Origin of the sequence: Aeromonas sp. s8 (assembly GCF_040907785.1) — a bacterium.
In the GTDB taxonomy this organism is placed as follows: domain Bacteria; phylum Pseudomonadota; class Gammaproteobacteria; order Enterobacterales; family Aeromonadaceae; genus Aeromonas; species Aeromonas veronii.
Genome location: NZ_JBFOCL010000047.1, coordinates 23,734 through 42,431, shown reverse-complemented (window position 1 = coordinate 42,431; position 18,698 = coordinate 23,734). Strand labels below are relative to the sequence as shown.

The window sequence follows — 18,698 nt, the reverse complement described above, 5'->3', positions numbered from 1 at the left end:
TCGTGCCCTGAGTCAGACGGCATCATTTGGCCACCTTAAGGTTTCAACCACTTTTGCAGTGGCGAGATATGTGTAGGTAAATAGAAAGACTGAGCGGTAGATTAAGAAAGAGGGAAGCTCGTAGCTTCCCTCTTTGCATGGACTGGCAATATTCGGCAGACCCCGAATATCAAGGCCATCAGGCCTATTTGACCTTGTAGACAATCCCCGGATTGCAGCGGATCATCTCGAACCGATCGGTTAACCCGGCCAGTGACTCCGACGCGCCCAGCATCAGATATCCACCGGGATTGAGACTGGCAGCAAACTGGTTGAGGATCTTCGACTTCACTTCCGGCGCAAAATAGATGAGCACGTTACGGCAAAAGATAATGTCAAACTTGCCGAGCAGACTATAACTCTCCAACAAGTTGAGTGGCCGGAAGGTGGTCAATTTTCTGACTCGCTCAGCGACCCGCATCTTGTTGTCACCGTAGGGCTCAAAAAACATCTTCTTGCGCTCCGGTGACAAACCGCGCGCCAGAGCAAGGCTATCGTAAACGCCTTCCTTACACTGATTGAGCATGGTCGTCGAAATATCCGTCCCGACAATCTGCACGCCACCAGGCAAGGTCCCCGGCTTTTTCATCTGCTGCTCCAGTGCCGTCATGGCAATGGAATAGGGCTCCTGACCTGACGAGGATGCAGCCGACCAGATCTTGATGGGGCGGCCACTTTTCCCCAACTCGGGGAAAATCTTGTCAGTAAGAAGCTGAAACGGATAGGTATCACGAAACCAGAGGGTCTCGTTGGTCGTCATGGCATCCACCACGGCCATTTTCAGGTCACGCTCTCGCACACTCATAGCACGGGTAACCAGATCAGACAGACTCTCGATGCCAAACTGAGCCATCAAAGGTGAAAGACGGCTCTTCACCAGATACTGTTTGTTATCCCCCAGCACAATTCCGCTCTGTACCGCCAGAAAGTTGCTGAACTGTTTGTATAAGTCGTCCGAAAGTGTCTTCATGCAGCTGTTCTTCTTTATTAGAGTGCGTTTTGTACGGCCTTGGCCAATTCATCAGGCTGGAACTTGGCGATAAAATTGTTCGCACCAACTTTCTGCACCATTGCCTGGTTGAATACTCCACTGAGCGAGGTGTGCAGAATAACATGCAAATCCTTGAGATTGGGATTATTCCGGATCTCGGCAGTGAAGGTATAGCCATCCATTTCCGGCATTTCAATATCCGAAATAACCAGCGCAACCTGATCCTTGATAGGACCATTTTTGGTCATTTCCAGCAGCATGTTCAATGCTTCGCGGCCATCTTTTGCCAACACGCACTCGACACCGATAGCCTCAAGCGCACGTTGTACCTGTTTGCGTGCCACTGAGGAGTCATCCGCAACAAGAACAGGACGCCCCAGAGTCGGGTGGTCGACACTGGCCTGAACCAACTCCTCACTAACATCCGTTGCAACCGGCGAAATTTCGTTCAATATCCGCTCAACATCAAGGATTTCGACCAACTCGCCATCGACTTCAGTCACTGCTGTCATGTAGTTGATGCGACCCGCACCTTTGGGCGGAGGCAGGATGGATTCCCAGTTCATATTGATGATGCGCTCGACCGAATGCACCAAAAAGCCCTGAATAGAGCGGTTGTACTCGGAGATGATAATGAAGCATTTGCTCAGATCATCAATCGGGCGTTTGCCAACCGCCATGCTGAGGTCGATAACCGAGATCGTCTGGCCACGAATATGAGCCACTCCGCGAATGCAGGAGTTCAATTTTGGCATCACGGTCAAGGGGGGGCACTGCAACACTTCACGCACTTTGAATACGTTGATGCCAAATCTTTGACGTCCATTGAGACGAAACAACAACAACTCCAGCCGGTTTTGCCCCACTAGCTGGGTACGTTGGTTGACCGAGTCCAGGATACTGGCCATAAACACTCCCTAAAAACGCTTGGCATTAATCATGCATGCGTGATGGATTGCGTCAGACTATCGATGTGACAACGAACAGATTCTGAAGCAATCATAGTTAAATATGGTGATATGCGTGAACAACTTATCGACCAACGAGCGAAAATGATTAACCGACTTTTACTCATCAGCCTCTTTTTTGGCAGCATATCTTCCAGCTACGCCTCGGACGTCACTACTTATCTGCAAGAAAAGGCACAAGAGTTCGTTTATAGCCAGCTGGATATTCCGTTGGATGCCAGAGCCGAGGTTACCTCTGCCACGCTGGATGAACGGCTCCCACTGACCCGCTGCGAAGATCTGCTCACCATCAGCTTACCAGCAAAAATGGAAATTCGCCGCAATACAACAGTTTACCTTAAGTGTGAGGAAGACAAACCTTGGGACGTCTATCTCCCGGTGCGTGTCAGTATTCAAAAGCCCTATGTCACTGTGACCAACCCCATCGCCAAGGGGGACCTGCTGAGCGAAAGCCAGCTGGTGTTGGCCTATCAGGATCAGACCCTGATCCGCGGCGACTACCTGACTGACACCGCCCCTCTTGTCGGAGTACGCAGCAAGCGGGAGCTAAAACCGGGGCAACCCATCCGTTTGAGCCAGGTTTGTGTCGTGTGCAAAGGGGATCAGGTCACCTTGACGGCAGAAAACAGCAACTTCCAGATCAAAACCATGGCCCGAGCCTTGCAAGATGGCAGCTTCGGAGAGATCATCAAACTCGTCAATATTCGCTCCGGCAAAACCGTTGAGGGTAAAGTCAGTGCGGTAGGTGCCGTATCGGTCACTTTTTAAATCCGGATCCTTGACAACTTTTTTCTAAAGTTTTGATCTGCCGCACCGATAAACAGGTAAGCAAACCTTAAAGCAGACGAAGGTAACTAAAATGGCCATCAACAATATCAACAACTTGGCGAATAATCGGTTGCAAAATACCGCTAATAGCCAGGGGACAGGCAGCAAGTCAGTCACCTCATCGCCCGAAAACAAAGCGGCTACTGTCAAGCTGGACTCCGTCTCCTTGACCAGTGAGGCGCAACAATTGCAAAAGATGCAACAAAACCTCAATACCGCCTCGACCGGCAATGAGAGCAAGGTCGAACGGCTGAAAAAAGCCGTCGCGAGTGGCGAATATCAGGTTAACAGCGACGCTGTGGCCAAGAAGATGTTCAGTTTCGAGGCCAATCTGGACAAAGTTCTGGGATGATGGATTTACCTTCGTTACTGCACACCCAAGATGATTACCTCAGCCAGATGCAAGGCATTCTGGAAGAGGAGTTCAGCTTGCTCGAACAGCATCAGGCACTGGCCCTGCCCGCACTGACCGAGCGCAAACAGCAGTTGCTTGCTGCGATAGAAACGCTGGACAAGACACTGGCAGAAATGCCGGAACTGGCACTGCAGCTGGCAGCCTATCCCGACGAGATGGCACAGCTTCGTGCAAAACTGGATGCTTGCCAGGCACAAAATGATGTCAACGGTCGCTTGCTTGAATTGAGCATCGTCTCCAACCGTCGTCTGGCAACCTTTCTGAGTCAGCTGCGCGATCGCAACAGCCTCACCTATGACGCCAAGGGTAACACTCGCTCTGGCACCCGCTCCTACGGTATCAAGGCCTGACATCTCTTATCAGGCCTTGCATTTTTGCTCTCCGTTTTAAAGCACCAGTCGCAACAACTCTCGCCCGTCCTCACACGCATTGACGCGCAATACTCCGTCCTCATAGCTCCCGTAACTGGCAGGCAATTCGCCGCGCGGGAAACAGATTGACCCCGGGTTCATCAATACCCGCTCCCCCTGCCACTCCAGCACCGGCACATGGGTGTGGCCGCTCAGGAACAGACTACCCGCCGGAAGCTGAACCTCGTCCGGGCGATAAAGATGGCCATGGCTGACAAACCAGCGCCGCTCATCAATCAGCAACTGGTTGTAGGGGGCGGTGATGGGAAAGCGCAACAGCATCTGATCCACTTCGGAATCACAATTGCCCCGCACCGCGATGATCTGCGGTGCCAACTCGTTGAGCCGATCGGCCACCGCGGCCGGGTTATATCCCCCCGGCAGAGGATTGCGCGGGCCATGGTTGAGCAGATCGCCGAGCAGCAGATAGTGATCCGGCTGCCAGGGCTCAAGTTGGGTCAGCACCCGCTCCAGCGCAATGATGCTGCCGTGGATGTCGGAAATGATGGCAAGTTTCATGAAATGCTCCTCACTGCGGGCTGAAATAGAGATCCTTGGTGGCAATCGTCCCTTTCAAATTCTGGCTGGGCAGCCCTCGCAGCGCGGGATCGACCAGTCTCATCTGATTGTAATGATACACGGGGAGGATCGGCGCCTCCTCAAGCAGCAACTGTTCGGCATGCCGGTAGAGTTCAACCCGGCTCGCGCTGTCCAGCGTATTGGCCGCCTGCTCCAGCAGCAGATCAAAGTCGGGATTGCAGTAGCCGCTCTCGTTGCGCAGATCCTGACAACGGAAGCTGCCCAGCATGGCTGACGGCTCCACGTAATCGCCAAACAGGAAGCTTCTGGCCACCTGGAAATCACCGCTATCCTTGGCCACCTGATAGGCGCCCCACTCCAGACTGTTGAGGGTGACCTGCACCCCCAGCTTCTGCCACATGGCGGCAATGGCCATCGCCATCTGCTTGTGGGTTTCTGCGCTGTTGTAGGTAATGCTCAGCTTGAGTGGATTGGCACTGTTATACCCGGCCGCTGACAGCAACGCTGCCGCTTTGGCCTGGCGGGTTGGCATATCTTCAAGCGCCACAGGCAATATCACCCGGGGGTAACCCGGCATCTCCGGCAACAGCGACCATGCCGCCTGTTCATCCTGCCCGCTCACCGACCCAATGAGCTGCTGTCGATCAACCGCCATGGAGAGCGCCTGACGCACCCGCACATCCTGCAGTTCGGGTCGCTTCAAATTGAACGCATAGAGATAGGTGCCAAACAGCGGCAAGCCCCAGAGCCGCTCCGGAGACTCGCGCTTCATCTTCTGGTAATAGCCGAGGGAGACCTTGTTGGTGAGCTGGATTTCACCAGCCTCATAGCGCAGCCGTTCGGCATGTTGCGAGGTGATAGGCAGATAGGTGACACGCCCGATACGGGTGTGAAGGTCATCCCAGTAGTGGATATTGCGCTCGGCTTCTATCCGCTCGTTTGGCGTCCAACTTGTCAGCCGGTAAGCACCATTGCTCACCAGCTTGCCGGGCTCGGTCCACTGCTTGCCAAATTTGGCTATCGCCTTCTGATTGATTGGCACAAAGGGGCGCTGACTGATGAGCTGCAGGAAATAGGGAGCCGGCCGCTCCAGAGTGATTTTCAAAATCTGATCGCTTTGCGCTTCAATGCCAAGATTGCCGAGCTCCAGCGCACCGGCATAGATAGATTGCGCATTGTTGATCCCCGTTGCCAGCAGCAATCCGGCAGAAGGGGAGTTGATGGCCGGATCGAGCAGACGGCGCCAGGCATAGACAAAATCAGCGGCCACCAGCGGCTCGCCATTGGACCATTTCAGTTGAGGGCGCAGGAAGAATCGCCACTCCAGCCCATCTTCACTCACCTCCCAGCGCTGTGCCTGAGCAGGAACGATATTCCCCTGCCCATCTTCGCTGACCAGCCCTTCAAACAGATCGACCAGTACCGCCTCCCCCGGAAAACCGGAGCGCACCAGCGCCGGATCCAGCGACTCCGGCTCGGCACCGTTGCCCTTTACCAGGGTTTGCCGATCGGCAAGCAGAGGCTGCCGCTCAACGGTGGTGGCATGGGCCAGTGGCCCTGCCAGCACGGCAAGCAATAGCGGGGAGAGCCAGCGTTGCGCCAGCTTGGGGAAGAAACCATACCTCATGACAAAACCTCGAATAAAACCACTGCAGGAGGGGAAGGCCGACGGCGCGCCTGATGAATGCCTGATGCCGCTCTTGTTATCCCCGAAAACGCCCCGTATTGTATCGGGCTTGCCCGGGAGATGGAGTCTTTCGGGTTAATTTTTTCAGGAGTTTTTATGGGTTATGAGTGGCTGGCCCTCGCGTCGGCCAGTTTATGGGCAATTGCAGCGCTAATTTCGGTCAAACCGGCCCGTCATCTCGGCGCATTTGCCTACAGCCGCTGGCGCATGTTTCTGGTCAGCCTGATGCTCGGCACCATGAGTCTGTTCACCGGTGGCTGGCAAACCCTCACCGCAAGCGCCCTGCCCCTGCTCGCCATCTCGGGGCTGGTCGGCATCTTCGTGGGCGATACCGCGCTGTTTGCCTGCATGAACCGGTTGGGGCCAAGACGCAGTGCCCTGCTCTTCTCCTGCCATGCGCTGTTTTCCGCCCTGCTTGGGCTCTGGCTCTTTAATGAACAGCTGACGGGCTGGCGACTGCTGGGAGCCATGCTGGTCTTTGCTGGCGTGATGCTGGCGATCCTGTTTGGCAGACGCAGTAGCAGCAACGAGTGGGAGCAGATCCGTGGCAATCTGGCGCTGGGAATAGGCCTTGGCCTGACGGCGGCACTGTGTCAAAGCGTGGGAGCCATCATCGCCAAGCCGGTGATGATGAGTGGTGAGGTGGATGCGGTGAGTGCATCGGGTATCCGGATGGGCAGTGCCCTGCTGGCCCACTGCGTCCTGCGGCTTGGGCGCTTGCCGCTGGCCATGCCGCTCAAACCGGTCAATCGCCAGATCCTCGCTATGATTGCCACCAACGGTTTTCTGGCGATGGGGCTGGGGATGACGCTGATCCTGATGGCGCTGCGGCAGGGCGAGGTGGGCATGGTGGCCATTCTCTCCTCTACCACACCGGTACTGCTGCTGCCGCTGTTGTGGTGGCACTCGGGGGAGCGGCCATCCATTGCCGCCTGGGCGGGGGCACTGATTGCCACCCTGGGCACCGCGCTGGTGCTGGGTTTCAGCACTCACTGACACCCGGCCCCCCCCTGATCAGAACAGGGCAATCTCCTCAGCGGTCAGCTCGCGGTATTCACCGGGTGCCAGCTCGTCATCCAGCGTCAAACCGCCCACCCGCTCGCGATGCAAGCCAACGACCTTGTTGCCGATGGAGGCAAACATCCGCTTGACCTGATGGTACTTGCCTTCGTGGATGGTCAGGCGGGCCTCGCACTCGCCGAGAATTTCCAGCTGGGCAGGACGGGTTTTATCGGTCTCGTTACGCAGGTAGACCCCTTCGGCGAACAGCTCGATTGCATCCGGGCTCACCGGATCGGCCAGCCAGACGTGATAGGTCTTGGCACACTCGTGGCGCGGCGAGGTGATGCGGTGGGACCATTGACCATCGTCGGTCACCAGCACCAGACCCGTGGTATCGAGGTCGAGGCGACCCACTACGTGCAGCTTGCCCATCGCCGGTTCATCCATCAGGAAGAAGACGGTCGGGTGATCCGGATCCTCGTTGGAGCAGACATACCCTTCCGGCTTGTGCAGCATGAAATAGCGGTTGCGCTGCTCCAGCGTCAGCAGCACGCCGTCAAACTCGATCTGGCTCTGCTCATTGATATGAAAGGCGGGCTGCTTGACCACAATACCATCCACCATGACCTCGCCCTGACGGATCAGTTTGCCTGCCAGCGAGCGGGTCAAATCGGAACAATCGCACAGAAATTTATCAAGCCGCATTCACAACCTCGGAGTCCAACAAGTAAAGGGGCGTCATTATATCGGGCGGGGGCGACAACGCCACTGTTAAGGGGTTGCCAATTATGACGAACTGGTCATCCGATGTTACACTTCTCCGGTGTGATCCATCCGAACGATACTCATAATAATAAGAGTCAGGAAGCCCTCATGAAGTCTCAAGCATCCTATCCCGTCATTCCCGTCAACCAGCTGAAACCCGGCATGTATGTCATTGCTATCGCCAGCCAGACAGGTGGGATGGAGATCGCCCAGATGGGCTTGGTGACCAGCGTGGCGCAAATTGCCAATCTGGTGCGTCAGGGGGTGCTCACGGTACGCATCGATCTGGCCCGCAGCAAGCTGGGCAGTGCCGAGAGTGACGCCGTTACCTCCCCCGACCTCAATGCCAACAGCGCCCAGGTAGGGCGCCGTGCCAGTGCCAACGGCGAAGGACGGGAGCTTAAAATCCGCCGCCTCTATCAGGAAGCGCGCGAGCTGCAAGGCAAGTTCATTCGCCACCTCAAAGCGGGTGAACCCATCGACATCACCCCGCTGGCCGAAGTCGCCGAAGAGATGGTGGACACCATGTTCACCCACGGCGATGCCATGCTCTGTCTGGCCCGTATTCGCGCCAAGGATGCCTACCTGATGGAGCACTCCATGAACGTGGCCATTCTGCTGGCCAACTTTGGCCGCTATCTGGGACTGGAGCGCAGCGTGCTCAAGGAGCTGACCCTGGGTGGCCTGCTGCACGATGTGGGCAAGATCATGACCCCGGACGAGGTGCTCCACAAACCGGGCAAGCTGACCGACGAGGAGTTCGCCATCATGCGCCAGCATGTGGTGCACAGTTACGAGATCCTCAGCAATACCCCTGGCATTACCCCCACCATGCTGGAGGTGGCCGCCAACCACCACGAGCGGCTCGATGGCTCCGGCTACCCGCAGCGACTCAAGGGGGAGCAGCTCTCTCTCTATACCCGGATGAGCGGCATCGTCGATGTCTATGATGCCATCACCGCGGATCGGGTCTACAAAGCAGGTATGCAGCCGACCCAGGCCTTCCGCATTCTGCTCAAGGGGATCAATCAGCACTTTGATGCCGAACTGGTCACCAAGTTCATCAAGTGCATGGGAGTCTATCCGGTGGGCACTCTGGTACAGCTCTCAAACCAGCGCCTTGCTATCGTGATGCAGCGCAACGAGCAGCAGCCGCTCAAGCCGGTGGTCAAGGTGATCTATCACGCCACCCAGCGTCACTACCTCGAGGTACAGTGGCTGGATCTGGCCAAGTCAGGGGTGCAGGAGAGCATCGAAAACACGGTCGACCCCAAAGAGTTTGGCATCAACCTCGCCAACTTCTTCTAAATCTCTCACCTCAGATATTCATGATTGGCGCTGGCTGTCGAGCCAGTGCCGGATCAGAAACTCCTCATCCAGCGGCGAGAGATCAAAACGCAGGCTGGCCTCTTCAATGGCGGCGATATCGTGCTGATGATGCTCGCTGAGCCAACGCACCGCACGACGCAAATCTTCACCATGGGGGAGTAGCAGATGGTCGCTCATGGGATACCTCCGGTAGACAGCGAGGCGGCCAGCGAACGTGGCCACCTGTTTCAAGTCTAGTCGGTCAATCCCCATCACCCGCGCTTCTTCACCCCACCCCCCCCTCAATCACGGCAATCAGCTTGCCACCGGGATCAGCGACCGAAAGCGCGCTGCCAATCCTGATCGAACTTCACCAGCGCCGCATCCACCGCCGGCACGTTCAGCAGCTGCTCCGCCACATCGAGCGGCAAGGTGATCGATTGGCAACCGACCAGCAGGCAGTCGAGCGCTTGGCGCGGGGTACGGAATGACGCCGCCAGCACCTTGCTGTTCGGTGCGTGCAGCGCAAGCAGCTGTTGCAACTCCTGCACGGTGGCAATGCCATCGCCCCCCTGGGCATCCAGCCGGTTAACGTAGGGCGCGACATATTCCGCCCCCGCCACCGCCGCCAGCCAGCCCTGCAGCGGGGTATAGACAGCGGTGCCCAGGGTCGGCACACCGTTGGCGGTCAGGCTCTTGATGGCCGCCAGCCCCTCTGCACATACCGGGATCTTGATCACCAGATCCGGGTCCAGCTCACGCAGGGCGAACGCCTCGCGCACCATCTCGGTTTCGGTTTTGGCCATCACCTGGGCAAACAGGCGCGCCTTGGGCCCCAGCACGTCGCGCAGGGCGGGCAGCAGCTCGCTCAGCGGCAATCCCCCGGCGGCGGTAATGGAAGGATTGGTGGTGACACCGGCCAACGGCAGGATCCGTGACCAGCGACGCACTGCCGCCACATCGGCGGTATCGAGATACAGCTCCATCTCTAACTCCTTAACGGGATGTTCAATATGTCGCCATTCTAGCGATAAAACATCTGCAAACAGCTTGATCGAAATCAAATCAACTTTCGAATGAAAGCAAATAGAATACACATACAAAAGGAGGCGGTATGATTTTCGACCTGCAACGATATTCAACTCACGACGGCCCCGGCATTCGCACCCTGGTGTTTCTCAAGGGGTGCTCGCTGGCCTGTCTGTGGTGTCAAAACCCGGAAAGCCGCTCTCCCAAGCCGGACATACTACTCGACCGGCGCCAGTGCATCGAGGGATGTCAGCTCTGCTGCCAGGCCTGTCCGGCAATCTTGCGTGACAGCGAGGGCATCCAGCTCAGCCGTTCTGACCTCAAGGCCGATGATATGGAACGGTTGCGCGGCCTCTGTCCGAGCGAAGCGCTGCAGGTGTGCGGCCGCGATGAAACGCTGGACACCCTGATGGACACCATCTTGCGGGATCGTCCCTTCTTCGAGCGCAGCGGCGGTGGCATAACCCTCTCCGGTGGCGAGCCGTTTATGCAGCCCGACTTTGCCGCCGCTTTGCTGGCCCGCTGCAAGGCCGAAGGGCTGCACACGGCGGTTGAGAGCTGCCTCCATGTGCCCTGGCATCAGATTGAGCCAAGCCTCCCCTCACTGGATCTGGTGTTGGCGGATCTTAAACACGTGGACAAGGAGCGTTTCTTCAACTGGACCCGCGGCAAGGTAGAGTTGCCCATCGCGAACCTCAAACGCCTCGCCGAGCACGGCGTGCCGATGCAGATCCGGGTGCCACTCATTCCCGGCTTCAATGCCGACCACGCATCGATCAGCGCCATCACCGACACTGCCGCCAGCCTCGGCACGGTGCAGGAGATCCATTTCCTCCCCTACCACACCTTAGGCGTGGGCAAATATGCCCTGCTGGATCTGCCCTATCAGGCGCCGGAGACACCGCTCGACGATCCCGATTTACTCAGCTTTGCCCACGCATACGCCCAACGTCAGGGGCTGACCCCTGTGACCAGAGGATAAGATCATGACCCAGCTCGACCTCAATACCCTCAGCCCACGGATCCGCGCCCACAAAGAGAGCCTAATCCACATCGTTCAGCCACCGGTCTGCACCGAGCGTGCCCGCCACTACACCGAGGCCTATCAGGCTCATCTCGCCCGGCCGCTGCCGGTGCGCCGCGCTCTGGCGTTGGCCCATCACCTCAAGGAGCGCACCATCTGGATCAAGCACGACGAGCTTATCGTCGGCAATCAGGCCAGTCAGGTACGGGCGGCGCCGCTGTTTCCCGAATACACGGTGAGCTGGATTGAGAAGGAGATCGACGAGCTGGCAGACCGTCCCGGCGCCGGTTTTGCCGTCAGCGAAACCGACAAGGCGATCATCCACGCCCTCACCCCCTTCTGGCGTGGCCAGACGGTGCAGGATCGCTGCTTCGGCCTCTTTACCGATGAGCAGAAAGCGCTGCTGGAGAGCGGCATCATCAAGGCCGAGGGCAACATGACCTCGGGGGATGCCCACCTCGCGGTCAACTATGAGGAGCTGCTCACGCTGGGGCTCGATGGCTTCAAGGCCAAGGTGGCCGAGCGGCGCAGTCGGCTGGATTTGGCGGATTGGGCCGATCTGCAGCGCGAGCAGTTCCTGCACGCCGTCGCCATCACTCTGGATGCGGTCAGCGCTCACATCTCGCGCTACGCCGCACTTGCCCATGATATGGCAGCACAAGAATCTCGCCCCGAGCGCCGAAACGAGCTTGAGACCATCGCACTCAACTGCGCCCACATCGCCCACCAGCCCCCCGAGACCTTCTGGCAGGCGCTGCAGCTCTGCTACTTTATCCAGCTCATCCTGCAGATCGAATCCAACGGTCACTCGGTGTCGTTTGGCCGGATGGATCAGTACCTCTACCCCTGGTATCGCCGCGAGGTGGAATTGTCGGAATCCCTGCATCGGACGCGCGCCATCGAACTGCTGCAAGGGTGCTGGCTCAAGTTGCTGGAGGTGAACAAGATCCGCTCCGGCACCCACTCCAAGGCCTCCGCCGGCAGCCCGCTCTATCAGAACGTCACCATCGGCGGCCAGAACTGGCGGGATGGTGCAGCCCATGACGCAGTCAACGGCCTCTCCTACGCGATTCTGGAGTCCTGCGGCCAGCTGAGATCCACCCAGCCGAACCTGTCGGTGCGCTACCACGCCGGGATGAGCGAGGATTTCCTCGACGCCTGCATTCAGGTGATCCGCTGCGGCTTTGGCATGCCCGCCTTCAACAACGACGAGGTGGTGATCCCCGAGTTCATCAAGCTCGGGGTAAGCGTGGAGGATGCCCACCACTACGCCGCCATCGGCTGCATCGAGACCGCCGTGCCCGGCAAGTGGGGCTACCGCTGCACCGGCATGAGCTTTATCAACTTCGCCCGCATCCTGCTGGCCTCCCTCGATGGTGGCCGCGATGCCACCACAGGCCAGGTATTCCTGCCCCAGCCCCAGTCGCTGCGGGAAGGGAGCTTTGGCAACTTTGACGAAGTGATGGCCCGCTGGGATGAGCAGGTGCGCTACTTCACCCGCAAATCCATCGAGATCGACTGCGTGGTCGACAGCGTGCTGGAGGCGCAGGCCCATGACATCCTCTGTAGCACTTTGGTGGATGACTGCATCGAGCGCGGCAAAACCATCAAGGAGGGGGGCGCCGTCTATGACTGGGTCTCCGGTCTGCAGGTGGGGATCGCCAACCTCGGTAACAGCCTCGCAGCCCTGAAGAAACTGGTGTTCGAGCAAGGGATTGTGGATCAGCAAGAGCTGGCTGCCGCACTGGAACAAGACTTTGCCGGGCTGGTGGGGGAGCAGCTGCGCCAGCGCCTCACCAATGCCGCCCCCAAATATGGCAACGATCTGGACGAGGTTGACCTGCTGCTGGTGCAGGCGTACCAGAGCTACATCGACGAGCTCAAGGGACTGCACAACACCCGCTTCGGCCGCGGCCCCATCGGCGGTACCTACTATGCCGGCACCTCCTCCATCTCCGCCAACGTCCCCTTCGGTGCCGCCACCATGGCCACCCCGGATGGCCGCCACGCCCGCACGCCGCTGGCCGAAGGGGCCAGCCCCTCGTCGGGCTCGGATCGTCTCGGCCCGACGGCGGTGTTCAACTCCATCGGCAAGCTGCCCACGGCGGCCATTCTCGGCGGGGTGCTGCTAAACCAGAAGCTGAGTCCGACGAGCCTTGAGAACGAGCGGGACAAGGCCAAGCTGATGAGCCTGCTGCGCACCTTCTTCGAGGTGCACAAGGGGTGGCACGTGCAGTACAACATTGTCTCGCGCGAGACCCTGCTGGCAGCAAAGGCCCATCCCGATCAGTACCGGGATCTGGTGGTACGGGTGGCGGGCTATTCGGCCTTCTTCACCGCCTTATCCCCGGATGCGCAAGATGATATCATCGCCCGCACCGAGCACAGTCTCTGACGGGGCGCCCCCATGGCGCCTGTGACGTCATATGATTGGCAAGCCACCCCACGGGTGGCTTGCCGCTATCCACCACCTTGCATGTGAGCGCACCATGAATCCACGCCACCAACTGATCCTCACTCTGGTCCATCAGGCTCGCAAGATGAGCGTGAGTGAACTCTCCCGACACACAGGCGTGTCTGAGGTGACGGTGCGCAACGACCTCACCGCGCTGGAGAAGCAGGGACTGCTCAGACGGGTACACGGCTCGGCCATGGCGCTGGAGACCGATGACCCGGATGCCCGGATGAACATCAATTACCTGCTCAAGGAGCGCCTCGCCGAGCGGGCAGCCCAGCTGGTAGAGGATGGCGAAACAGTCTTTATCGAGGGGGGCAGCGCCAACGCCATGCTGGCGCGCCATCTGGCCCTGCACAAACGGGTCACCATCATCACCATCAGCAGCTATATCGCCCATCTGCTCAAAGACACCCCGGCTCAGGTGGTGCTGCTCGGCGGGCTGTTCCAGCATCAGAGCGAGAGCGTGGTAGGGCCGCTCACTCGCCTCTGCATCGAGCAGGTGCACTTCTCCAAGGCCTTTATCGGGGTCGACGGTTTTCATCCCGAGATGGGTTTCACCGGCCGCGACATGATGCGGGCCGACGTGGTCAACAGCGTGCTGGCCAAGGGGATGAGCAATGTGGTGATCACCGACAGCAGCAAATTTGGCGCCATCCACCCGAGCCAGCTTGGCGCGCCGGGCCAGATCAACGAGCTGGTTACCGACGATGCCCTGCCCGCCCCCATGCGGGCCGCCATCGCGGCCAAGGGGATCACCCTGCACTGCGTTGCGGCCTAGGCCACCCGCTAATTCACGCTATTTCATTGACCTGACAGGATAAAATTTTCATGATGAGCCAGTCCCCATCGGGACTGACATCACCAGTGCGTGATCTGCAGGAAGCAGACTTCAGGAGAGCAAGGACATGCCATCGACCATCACCGCCGGGGAGCGCCGACTCTCCCCTATCATTCGCGCCACCGCCATCACACTGGCCCTGTGCTGGAGCCCGTTTGGCTGGAGTGCCACGCTGCCTGCCGACTTGAAGTGGGAGAGCAACAACCAGGATCCTCTCTATGCCGATCCGGCCGCCAAACGCGGCGGCACCTTTCGCACCTTTATGACCAGCTTCCCCCTGACCCTGCGCAAATATGGCCCCGACTCCAACGGCGGCTTTGCCGGTTACGTGCGGGAAACCAACCTGCCACTGCTGAGCACTCATCCCGTTACCGGCAACCCCATGCCGATGCTGGCAAACGAGTGGGCTTTCGGCGCCGACAACAAGACCCTCTATTTTCGCATCAATCCCAAGGCGCGCTGGTCAGACGGCCAGCCGGTCACCGCCGATGACTGGCTCTTTACCCTCAAGATGATGCGCAGCAAAGAGATCAACGACCCCTGGTACAACAACTACTACAGCACCCAGATAGCCGATATCACCAAGTTTGATGATCACACCCTGGCCATCACCAGCGGCACCGAAAAGAGCCGCCAGGATCTGCTCGAGTCACTGCCCATCAGCCCGGAGCCGAGCCACGCCATCAAGCTCACCGCCAACTGGGTCAAGGAGTACAACTGGAAGGTGTTGCCAGTCACCGGCCCCTATCAGATCGATCAGGTGAAAAAGGGTAAATCGGTCACCTTCAAGCGGATTGAAAACTGGTGGGGGGATGACGAGCGCTACTTCCAGCATCGCTTCAATCCTGCGCGGATCGAGATCAAGGTGCTCAGGGATCTGAACATCGCCTGGCAGCACTTCCTGCGCGGCGATCTCGACACCTTCCCGCTGGTGATGCCCAACTGGTGGCACGACAAGACCAACACCGCGGAGTTCGAGAAGGGTTATATCGCGCGTACCTGGTTCTACAACCAGACCCCGCAATCGCCAATGGGGCTCTATCTCAACACCGCCGATCCGCTGCTGAATAATCTCGATGTGCGGCTCGGGATCCAGCATGCCCTCAACCTCGACAAGATGCTCACCACCCTGCTGCGGGGGGATTACCAGCGACTCAACAGTTATGGCTCAGGTCAGGGTGAGTTTACCAACAGCGAGATCAAGGCCCGTCCGTTCGATCCCAAACTGGCACGGGAATACTTTGCCAAGGCAGGCTTTAACAAAGTGGGGCCACAGGGGATTTTGCAAAACGACAAGGGGCAGTCACTGACCCTCGCCATCACCTACACCACCGCAGAGCATGCCCAGCGGCTCACGCTGTTGCGGGAAGAGGCCAAGAAGGCGGGGCTTAATCTGGAGCTCAACCTGATGGATGCATCGGCTGGTTTCAAATCGATGCTGGAGAAAAAGCACCAGAGCGCCTGGATGGCCTGGGCGGGCAGCCGCTATCCCGCCTATTGGGAGTTCTTCCACAAGGTCAACGCCAACAAGCCCCAGACCAACAACATCATGAACATCGATGACGATGCCATCACAGCACTGGTGGAGCAGTATGACAAGGAGTTCGACTTTGCCAAAAAGGCGGCCCTGTCACGGCAGATCCAGCAGCGGCTCTATGAGCTGGCAAGCTTCGTCCCCGCCTATCAGGTGCCCTACACTCGGGAAGGGGCATGGCGCTGGATCAAACTGCCAAAAGTACCCGCCCCCCCCAAGAGCGAGCAGCTCTACTGGCCCCTCGGTGGCGACAACAGCGGTTACAGCTATGGCGGTCTGCTATGGATCGATGAAGAGCTAAAATCCGAGACCAGAGCAGCCATTAAGAGTGGCAAGACTTTCCCGGCCGAGCCCATCATCGACACCACCTATCGCCAGCCCTGATAGCCACAACTCGTTTGGCAAACAGACCTAAAACAAAGACCCCGCCAGATAGCGGGGTCTTTGTTGGCAACCGGTGTTGCGAATAGCTCGGTGATCAGCCGCGTTTGGCCTGCTTCTCGGCAATAGCGTCAGCCACGTCAGCCGGCTCCAGTACGATGCCTTCCTGATCCGGGGTCGGGAACACGGCAACACACAGCTCGTCCTGCTCCATACCGTCAACCCAGCGCTCCAGCCACACCTTGAGGGTGATGGACTGCGGCTTGCAATCGGCCCACTCGCCTTCGGCCCACGCCTTGGCGTACTCCGGGTGCGGCCATACCGGGATGCAATCTTCATCGTCGGTGGTCAGCATCATGACGCCATGCTCGTCAGTCAGGACGAACAGCTCTTCATGCTCGACCAGCTTGCTGATGAAGTGATCGTAACGGTAATCAGCGTTCAGTTGCAGCGCGGCATTGCGCTCGGTGTCGCTCAGTTCATAGCTCATTGGCCAAGTCTCTCTCTCGATAAAGGGCGCCATGTTCACATCTTGTCGTCAGCTTGTCCAGCTTGCAGCCCCTTGGCACCGGATGGGGAGGACAATGACGCCAATAAGGATAGAGCAGCCTCCTCGATAACGAGACCGCCAGCCATCATATTGCCCCTTTTACAGCGCAGGGGTGATCAGCTCTACATCAGGTTGCTCGCTCAACTTCTGTCGCAGCCAGTAGGCAGACTCTACTTCGACGAAACAGAGTTGATCCCGACCGTCAGCCGCACTTTTCATCAACTGCTCAAATCGCTGCTGTTGTTGTTGCTCCCAGAGAGCGGCAAGCTTTCCGCCATGGGCTTCACCTACCACCTCGCGGCGCAACTCGAACAGGTTATCGGTGATCGGGCTATTGATCTTGGCGGCGGTGTGCCAGTACATCAGCAGGTTATCCATCATCTCTGTATCGTAGTTGGCCAGTGCATCCAGCTCGGGTGTATCACCGCTGTCGCTGGCGGCAAAATCACACCAGCCCGCATCGAGTGACGCCAGCTCATGAGCCCCCTTGGCATGCTTGCGCAACAGTGCAATGTCGGCCCCCTTGCGTGCAGGCAACCATACCTCGCCCTGATGGGCATCCAGCAGGGACGTCAACGAAGCAGCGGGGTAAACCGGAAAGCGGGCACAAAGTGAATGCAGCAGGGATACCAGAGTGATCTTGACCATGAGCGATACCTTGAACAGGGCGAACAGCCACCAATAGACCGTCCGATATAAAGAAGTGCCCTATCCTACCACGTTTGGTCCGGCTCGGCCCTTGGCGAAGCTGTCAGCCAACCATCTGATTACGCCGAAAAAAACAGCATTTGAAACGCAGCATCCAGCCAAAGGTCAATAATTTGAGCCAGCGCCCACTAAAGTGGATCCGGGGATGCTAGTTTGCATACATCTTTAGCGTAAGGAGTAAATCCATGATTGGGATCGACCAGGTTTCTAACGAATTCGTGAACGATTTGAAAATACTGGCATGCTTTGATCCGGCCAACATGAGCCTGGGGATTAAATTACGCAGCGATATGTCTGAAGAGTTGTGCCGGGCGGCAGCCCGTCTGCACCAACAGGGGCTCATCAGCGCAGAAGATGGTGGCTATCTCACCCCGTTTGGCATGACCATGGTTGAACACCTGCAACATCTGCTGGTCGCACTCAAACCGCTTTGACCGGCTGTGGTGCCCAGAGTGAAAAGTTGAGTAGCTCCCAGCGCTCCCCTTGGTGAAGATGACAGGCAAACAGCAAAGGACCTTCGGGTCCTTTTACTTTGCCATCCACCAGCCACTCCCCCTCCCTTTCAGGTACCAGTCGCGCATTTACCTCATCGGGTTGCAGCGCAGCGCCTATCCGGACCTGGACAAATTGCTGGCAAATCACCTGTGCTTCCATCGCGGATTGAACCGGTACCGGCGCATCGGACGTCGGAGTCAAGGTGGCAGCAAGCAGGAGCGATAACAACATGATTCAGCACATGGGAGTCAGTAGCAGAAGCCAGATAAACAAAAAGCCGTGGCACCAGAGGTACCACGGCTTTCTTAAATTCTGTAAGAATTACAGAGCGGTTACGTTCTCAGCCTGCGGGCCTTTCTGACCTTGGGTCACAGAGAACTGTACGCGCTGACCTTCAGCCAGGGTACGGAAACCGTTACCTTGAATGGCGCTGAAGTGAACGAAAACGTCCGGGCCGTTTTCTTGCTGGATGAAGCCAAAACCTTTGGTTTCGTTGAAAAACTTAACGGTACCGGTGATCATGTTAGACATATCTTTTAAACCTGTATTCAAAATAATTACTTATGCTTTTCAGCGGGTAAAGCTCAAAAAACGGGATTAACTTATGAACAACAGGACAAGATGTGAAACATCGTATTCATTGACATAACTATCGCCCTTTCAAGCTGGTTTGGATTATACGTGGCTTTGTAGATTACGCAAACAAATTTGTGCCCTGCCAATGACAG

At 57.8% G+C, this 18,698-nt stretch carries 21 protein-coding genes; 10 read left to right on the top strand and 11 right to left on the bottom strand.

Going from position 1 to position 18,698, the window contains the following annotated elements:
• Positions 1-184: 184 nt before the first annotated feature.
• Positions 185-1,009 carry a protein-glutamate O-methyltransferase CheR gene (locus AB5Y86_RS16255; RefSeq protein WP_005350656.1) on the bottom strand — a complete coding sequence of 275 codons (825 nt, stop codon included), beginning with the start codon at positions 1,007-1,009 and terminating at the stop codon, positions 185-187.
• Between the two features lie 17 nt (positions 1,010-1,026).
• Positions 1,027-1,938 carry a chemotaxis protein CheV gene (locus tag AB5Y86_RS16250; RefSeq protein WP_005334174.1) on the bottom strand — a complete coding sequence of 304 codons (912 nt, stop codon included), beginning with the start codon at positions 1,936-1,938 and terminating at the stop codon, positions 1,027-1,029.
• A gap of 144 nt (positions 1,939-2,082) precedes the next feature.
• Between AB5Y86_RS16250 and flgA the strand changes: the two genes are divergently transcribed.
• The 3 genes from flgA (at position 2,083) to AB5Y86_RS16235 (ending at position 3,591) form a co-directional block, all read left to right on the top strand.
• The gene (gene flgA, locus AB5Y86_RS16245) at positions 2,083-2,766 is read left to right on the top strand and encodes a flagellar basal body P-ring formation chaperone FlgA (protein ID WP_081042809.1); all 684 of its coding nucleotides are present in this window, start codon (positions 2,083-2,085) and stop codon (positions 2,764-2,766) included.
• 91 nt (positions 2,767-2,857) lie between these two features.
• Positions 2,858-3,178: a flagellar biosynthesis anti-sigma factor FlgM gene (flgM, locus tag AB5Y86_RS16240; RefSeq protein WP_005334177.1), complete on the top strand. Its 321-nt coding sequence runs from the start codon at positions 2,858-2,860 to the stop codon at positions 3,176-3,178.
• Complete coding sequence (locus AB5Y86_RS16235) at positions 3,175-3,591, top strand: flagella synthesis protein FlgN (RefSeq protein ID WP_368193440.1); 417 nt, start codon at positions 3,175-3,177, stop codon at positions 3,589-3,591. Before flgM ends, AB5Y86_RS16235 begins: the two co-directional genes overlap by 4 nt.
• Positions 3,592-3,627: 36 nt before the next feature.
• Here AB5Y86_RS16235 and yfcE read toward each other — a convergent pair whose 3' ends face one another.
• Both yfcE and AB5Y86_RS16225 read right to left on the bottom strand, forming a co-directional pair.
• Complete coding sequence (gene yfcE / locus AB5Y86_RS16230) at positions 3,628-4,170, bottom strand: phosphodiesterase (RefSeq protein ID WP_368193438.1); 543 nt, start codon at positions 4,168-4,170, stop codon at positions 3,628-3,630.
• A gap of 10 nt (positions 4,171-4,180) precedes the next feature.
• The gene (locus AB5Y86_RS16225; RefSeq protein ID WP_368193437.1) at positions 4,181-5,818 is read right to left on the bottom strand and encodes a peptide ABC transporter substrate-binding protein; all 1,638 of its coding nucleotides are present in this window, start codon (positions 5,816-5,818) and stop codon (positions 4,181-4,183) included.
• 156 nt (positions 5,819-5,974) lie between these two features.
• On the opposite strand from AB5Y86_RS16225, the gene AB5Y86_RS16220 reads away from it, so the two are divergent.
• Positions 5,975-6,874, top strand: coding sequence for a DMT family transporter (locus tag AB5Y86_RS16220; RefSeq protein WP_368193435.1), 900 nt, complete (start codon positions 5,975-5,977; stop codon positions 6,872-6,874).
• 18 nt (positions 6,875-6,892) lie between these two features.
• On the opposite strand, the gene rsuA is transcribed toward AB5Y86_RS16220, so the two are convergent.
• Positions 6,893-7,585: a 16S rRNA pseudouridine(516) synthase RsuA gene (rsuA, locus tag AB5Y86_RS16215; protein WP_128816503.1), complete on the bottom strand. Its 693-nt coding sequence runs from the start codon at positions 7,583-7,585 to the stop codon at positions 6,893-6,895.
• A 168-nt stretch (positions 7,586-7,753) separates the two neighbouring features.
• Between rsuA and AB5Y86_RS16210 the strand changes: the two genes are divergently transcribed.
• The gene (locus AB5Y86_RS16210) at positions 7,754-8,953 is read left to right on the top strand and encodes an HD-GYP domain-containing protein (RefSeq protein ID WP_019446125.1); all 1,200 of its coding nucleotides are present in this window, start codon (positions 7,754-7,756) and stop codon (positions 8,951-8,953) included.
• A gap of 18 nt (positions 8,954-8,971) precedes the next feature.
• Here the strand turns inward: AB5Y86_RS16210 and AB5Y86_RS16205 are convergent, their stop codons facing one another.
• On the bottom strand, positions 8,972-9,151 hold the full coding sequence (locus AB5Y86_RS16205; RefSeq protein WP_128816504.1) for a hypothetical protein: 180 nt from the start codon (positions 9,149-9,151) through the stop codon (positions 8,972-8,974).
• Between the two features lie 134 nt (positions 9,152-9,285).
• Entirely contained in the window at positions 9,286-9,939 is a 654-nt protein-coding gene (fsa, locus tag AB5Y86_RS16200) for a fructose-6-phosphate aldolase (protein ID WP_064338299.1), read from the bottom strand.
• A 128-nt stretch (positions 9,940-10,067) separates the two neighbouring features.
• On the opposite strand from fsa, the gene AB5Y86_RS16195 reads away from it, so the two are divergent.
• The 4 genes from AB5Y86_RS16195 (at position 10,068) to AB5Y86_RS16180 (ending at position 16,220) form a co-directional block, all read left to right on the top strand.
• Positions 10,068-10,964 (top strand): glycyl-radical enzyme activating protein, encoded by an 897-nt coding sequence (locus tag AB5Y86_RS16195; protein WP_368193434.1) that lies wholly within the window; start codon positions 10,068-10,070, stop codon positions 10,962-10,964.
• A gap of 4 nt (positions 10,965-10,968) precedes the next feature.
• The gene (locus AB5Y86_RS16190; protein ID WP_368193433.1) at positions 10,969-13,401 is read left to right on the top strand and encodes a formate C-acetyltransferase/glycerol dehydratase family glycyl radical enzyme; all 2,433 of its coding nucleotides are present in this window, start codon (positions 10,969-10,971) and stop codon (positions 13,399-13,401) included.
• 94 nt (positions 13,402-13,495) lie between these two features.
• Positions 13,496-14,242 (top strand): DNA-binding transcriptional regulator YciT, encoded by a 747-nt coding sequence (locus AB5Y86_RS16185; protein WP_368193432.1) that lies wholly within the window; start codon positions 13,496-13,498, stop codon positions 14,240-14,242.
• A gap of 127 nt (positions 14,243-14,369) precedes the next feature.
• On the top strand, positions 14,370-16,220 hold the full coding sequence (locus tag AB5Y86_RS16180) for an extracellular solute-binding protein (RefSeq protein ID WP_368193430.1): 1,851 nt from the start codon (positions 14,370-14,372) through the stop codon (positions 16,218-16,220).
• A gap of 94 nt (positions 16,221-16,314) precedes the next feature.
• Here the strand turns inward: AB5Y86_RS16180 and AB5Y86_RS16175 are convergent, their stop codons facing one another.
• Together AB5Y86_RS16175 and AB5Y86_RS16170 are read right to left on the bottom strand one after the other, a co-directional pair.
• Positions 16,315-16,707 (bottom strand): DUF2750 domain-containing protein, encoded by a 393-nt coding sequence (locus AB5Y86_RS16175; protein ID WP_005334204.1) that lies wholly within the window; start codon positions 16,705-16,707, stop codon positions 16,315-16,317.
• A 159-nt stretch (positions 16,708-16,866) separates the two neighbouring features.
• A complete protein-coding gene (locus tag AB5Y86_RS16170; protein ID WP_368193429.1) occupies positions 16,867-17,415 on the bottom strand; it encodes a hypothetical protein in 549 nt (182 codons plus the stop codon).
• A gap of 245 nt (positions 17,416-17,660) precedes the next feature.
• On the opposite strand from AB5Y86_RS16170, the gene AB5Y86_RS16165 reads away from it, so the two are divergent.
• Positions 17,661-17,909, top strand: a complete 249-nt coding sequence (locus AB5Y86_RS16165) for a TIGR02647 family protein (RefSeq protein ID WP_368193428.1) — start codon at positions 17,661-17,663, stop codon at positions 17,907-17,909.
• Here AB5Y86_RS16165 and AB5Y86_RS16160 read toward each other — a convergent pair.
• Together AB5Y86_RS16160 and AB5Y86_RS16155 are read right to left on the bottom strand one after the other, a co-directional pair.
• Positions 17,896-18,201, bottom strand: a complete 306-nt coding sequence (locus AB5Y86_RS16160; protein ID WP_021231075.1) for a hypothetical protein — start codon at positions 18,199-18,201, stop codon at positions 17,896-17,898. The two genes, AB5Y86_RS16165 and AB5Y86_RS16160, sit on opposite strands and share 14 nt — an antisense overlap.
• A 90-nt stretch (positions 18,202-18,291) precedes the next feature.
• On the bottom strand, positions 18,292-18,501 hold the full coding sequence (locus AB5Y86_RS16155) for a cold-shock protein (protein WP_005302803.1): 210 nt from the start codon (positions 18,499-18,501) through the stop codon (positions 18,292-18,294).
• Positions 18,502-18,698 lie beyond the last annotated feature (197 nt).

Coding starts and splice junctions, on each gene's coding strand:
- AB5Y86_RS16255 (WP_005350656.1), bottom strand. CDS start 1,009: ATGAAGACACTTTCGGACGACTTATACAAACAGTTCAGCAACTTTCTG.
- AB5Y86_RS16250 (WP_005334174.1), bottom strand. CDS start 1,938: ATGGCCAGTATCCTGGACTCGGTCAACCAACGTACCCAGCTAGTGGGG.
- flgA (WP_081042809.1), top strand. CDS start 2,083: ATGATTAACCGACTTTTACTCATCAGCCTCTTTTTTGGCAGCATATCT.
- flgM (WP_005334177.1), top strand. CDS start 2,858: ATGGCCATCAACAATATCAACAACTTGGCGAATAATCGGTTGCAAAAT.
- AB5Y86_RS16235 (WP_368193440.1), top strand. CDS start 3,175: ATGATGGATTTACCTTCGTTACTGCACACCCAAGATGATTACCTCAGC.
- yfcE (WP_368193438.1), bottom strand. CDS start 4,170: ATGAAACTTGCCATCATTTCCGACATCCACGGCAGCATCATTGCGCTG.
- AB5Y86_RS16225 (WP_368193437.1), bottom strand. CDS start 5,818: ATGAGGTATGGTTTCTTCCCCAAGCTGGCGCAACGCTGGCTCTCCCCG.
- AB5Y86_RS16220 (WP_368193435.1), top strand. CDS start 5,975: ATGGGTTATGAGTGGCTGGCCCTCGCGTCGGCCAGTTTATGGGCAATT.
- rsuA (WP_128816503.1), bottom strand. CDS start 7,585: ATGCGGCTTGATAAATTTCTGTGCGATTGTTCCGATTTGACCCGCTCG.
- AB5Y86_RS16210 (WP_019446125.1), top strand. CDS start 7,754: ATGAAGTCTCAAGCATCCTATCCCGTCATTCCCGTCAACCAGCTGAAA.
- AB5Y86_RS16205 (WP_128816504.1), bottom strand. CDS start 9,151: ATGAGCGACCATCTGCTACTCCCCCATGGTGAAGATTTGCGTCGTGCG.
- fsa (WP_064338299.1), bottom strand. CDS start 9,939: ATGGAGCTGTATCTCGATACCGCCGATGTGGCGGCAGTGCGTCGCTGG.
- AB5Y86_RS16195 (WP_368193434.1), top strand. CDS start 10,068: ATGATTTTCGACCTGCAACGATATTCAACTCACGACGGCCCCGGCATT.
- AB5Y86_RS16190 (WP_368193433.1), top strand. CDS start 10,969: ATGACCCAGCTCGACCTCAATACCCTCAGCCCACGGATCCGCGCCCAC.
- AB5Y86_RS16185 (WP_368193432.1), top strand. CDS start 13,496: ATGAATCCACGCCACCAACTGATCCTCACTCTGGTCCATCAGGCTCGC.
- AB5Y86_RS16180 (WP_368193430.1), top strand. CDS start 14,370: ATGCCATCGACCATCACCGCCGGGGAGCGCCGACTCTCCCCTATCATT.
- AB5Y86_RS16175 (WP_005334204.1), bottom strand. CDS start 16,707: ATGAGCTATGAACTGAGCGACACCGAGCGCAATGCCGCGCTGCAACTG.
- AB5Y86_RS16170 (WP_368193429.1), bottom strand. CDS start 17,415: ATGGTCAAGATCACTCTGGTATCCCTGCTGCATTCACTTTGTGCCCGC.
- AB5Y86_RS16165 (WP_368193428.1), top strand. CDS start 17,661: ATGATTGGGATCGACCAGGTTTCTAACGAATTCGTGAACGATTTGAAA.
- AB5Y86_RS16160 (WP_021231075.1), bottom strand. CDS start 18,201: ATGTTGTTATCGCTCCTGCTTGCTGCCACCTTGACTCCGACGTCCGAT.
- AB5Y86_RS16155 (WP_005302803.1), bottom strand. CDS start 18,501: ATGTCTAACATGATCACCGGTACCGTTAAGTTTTTCAACGAAACCAAA.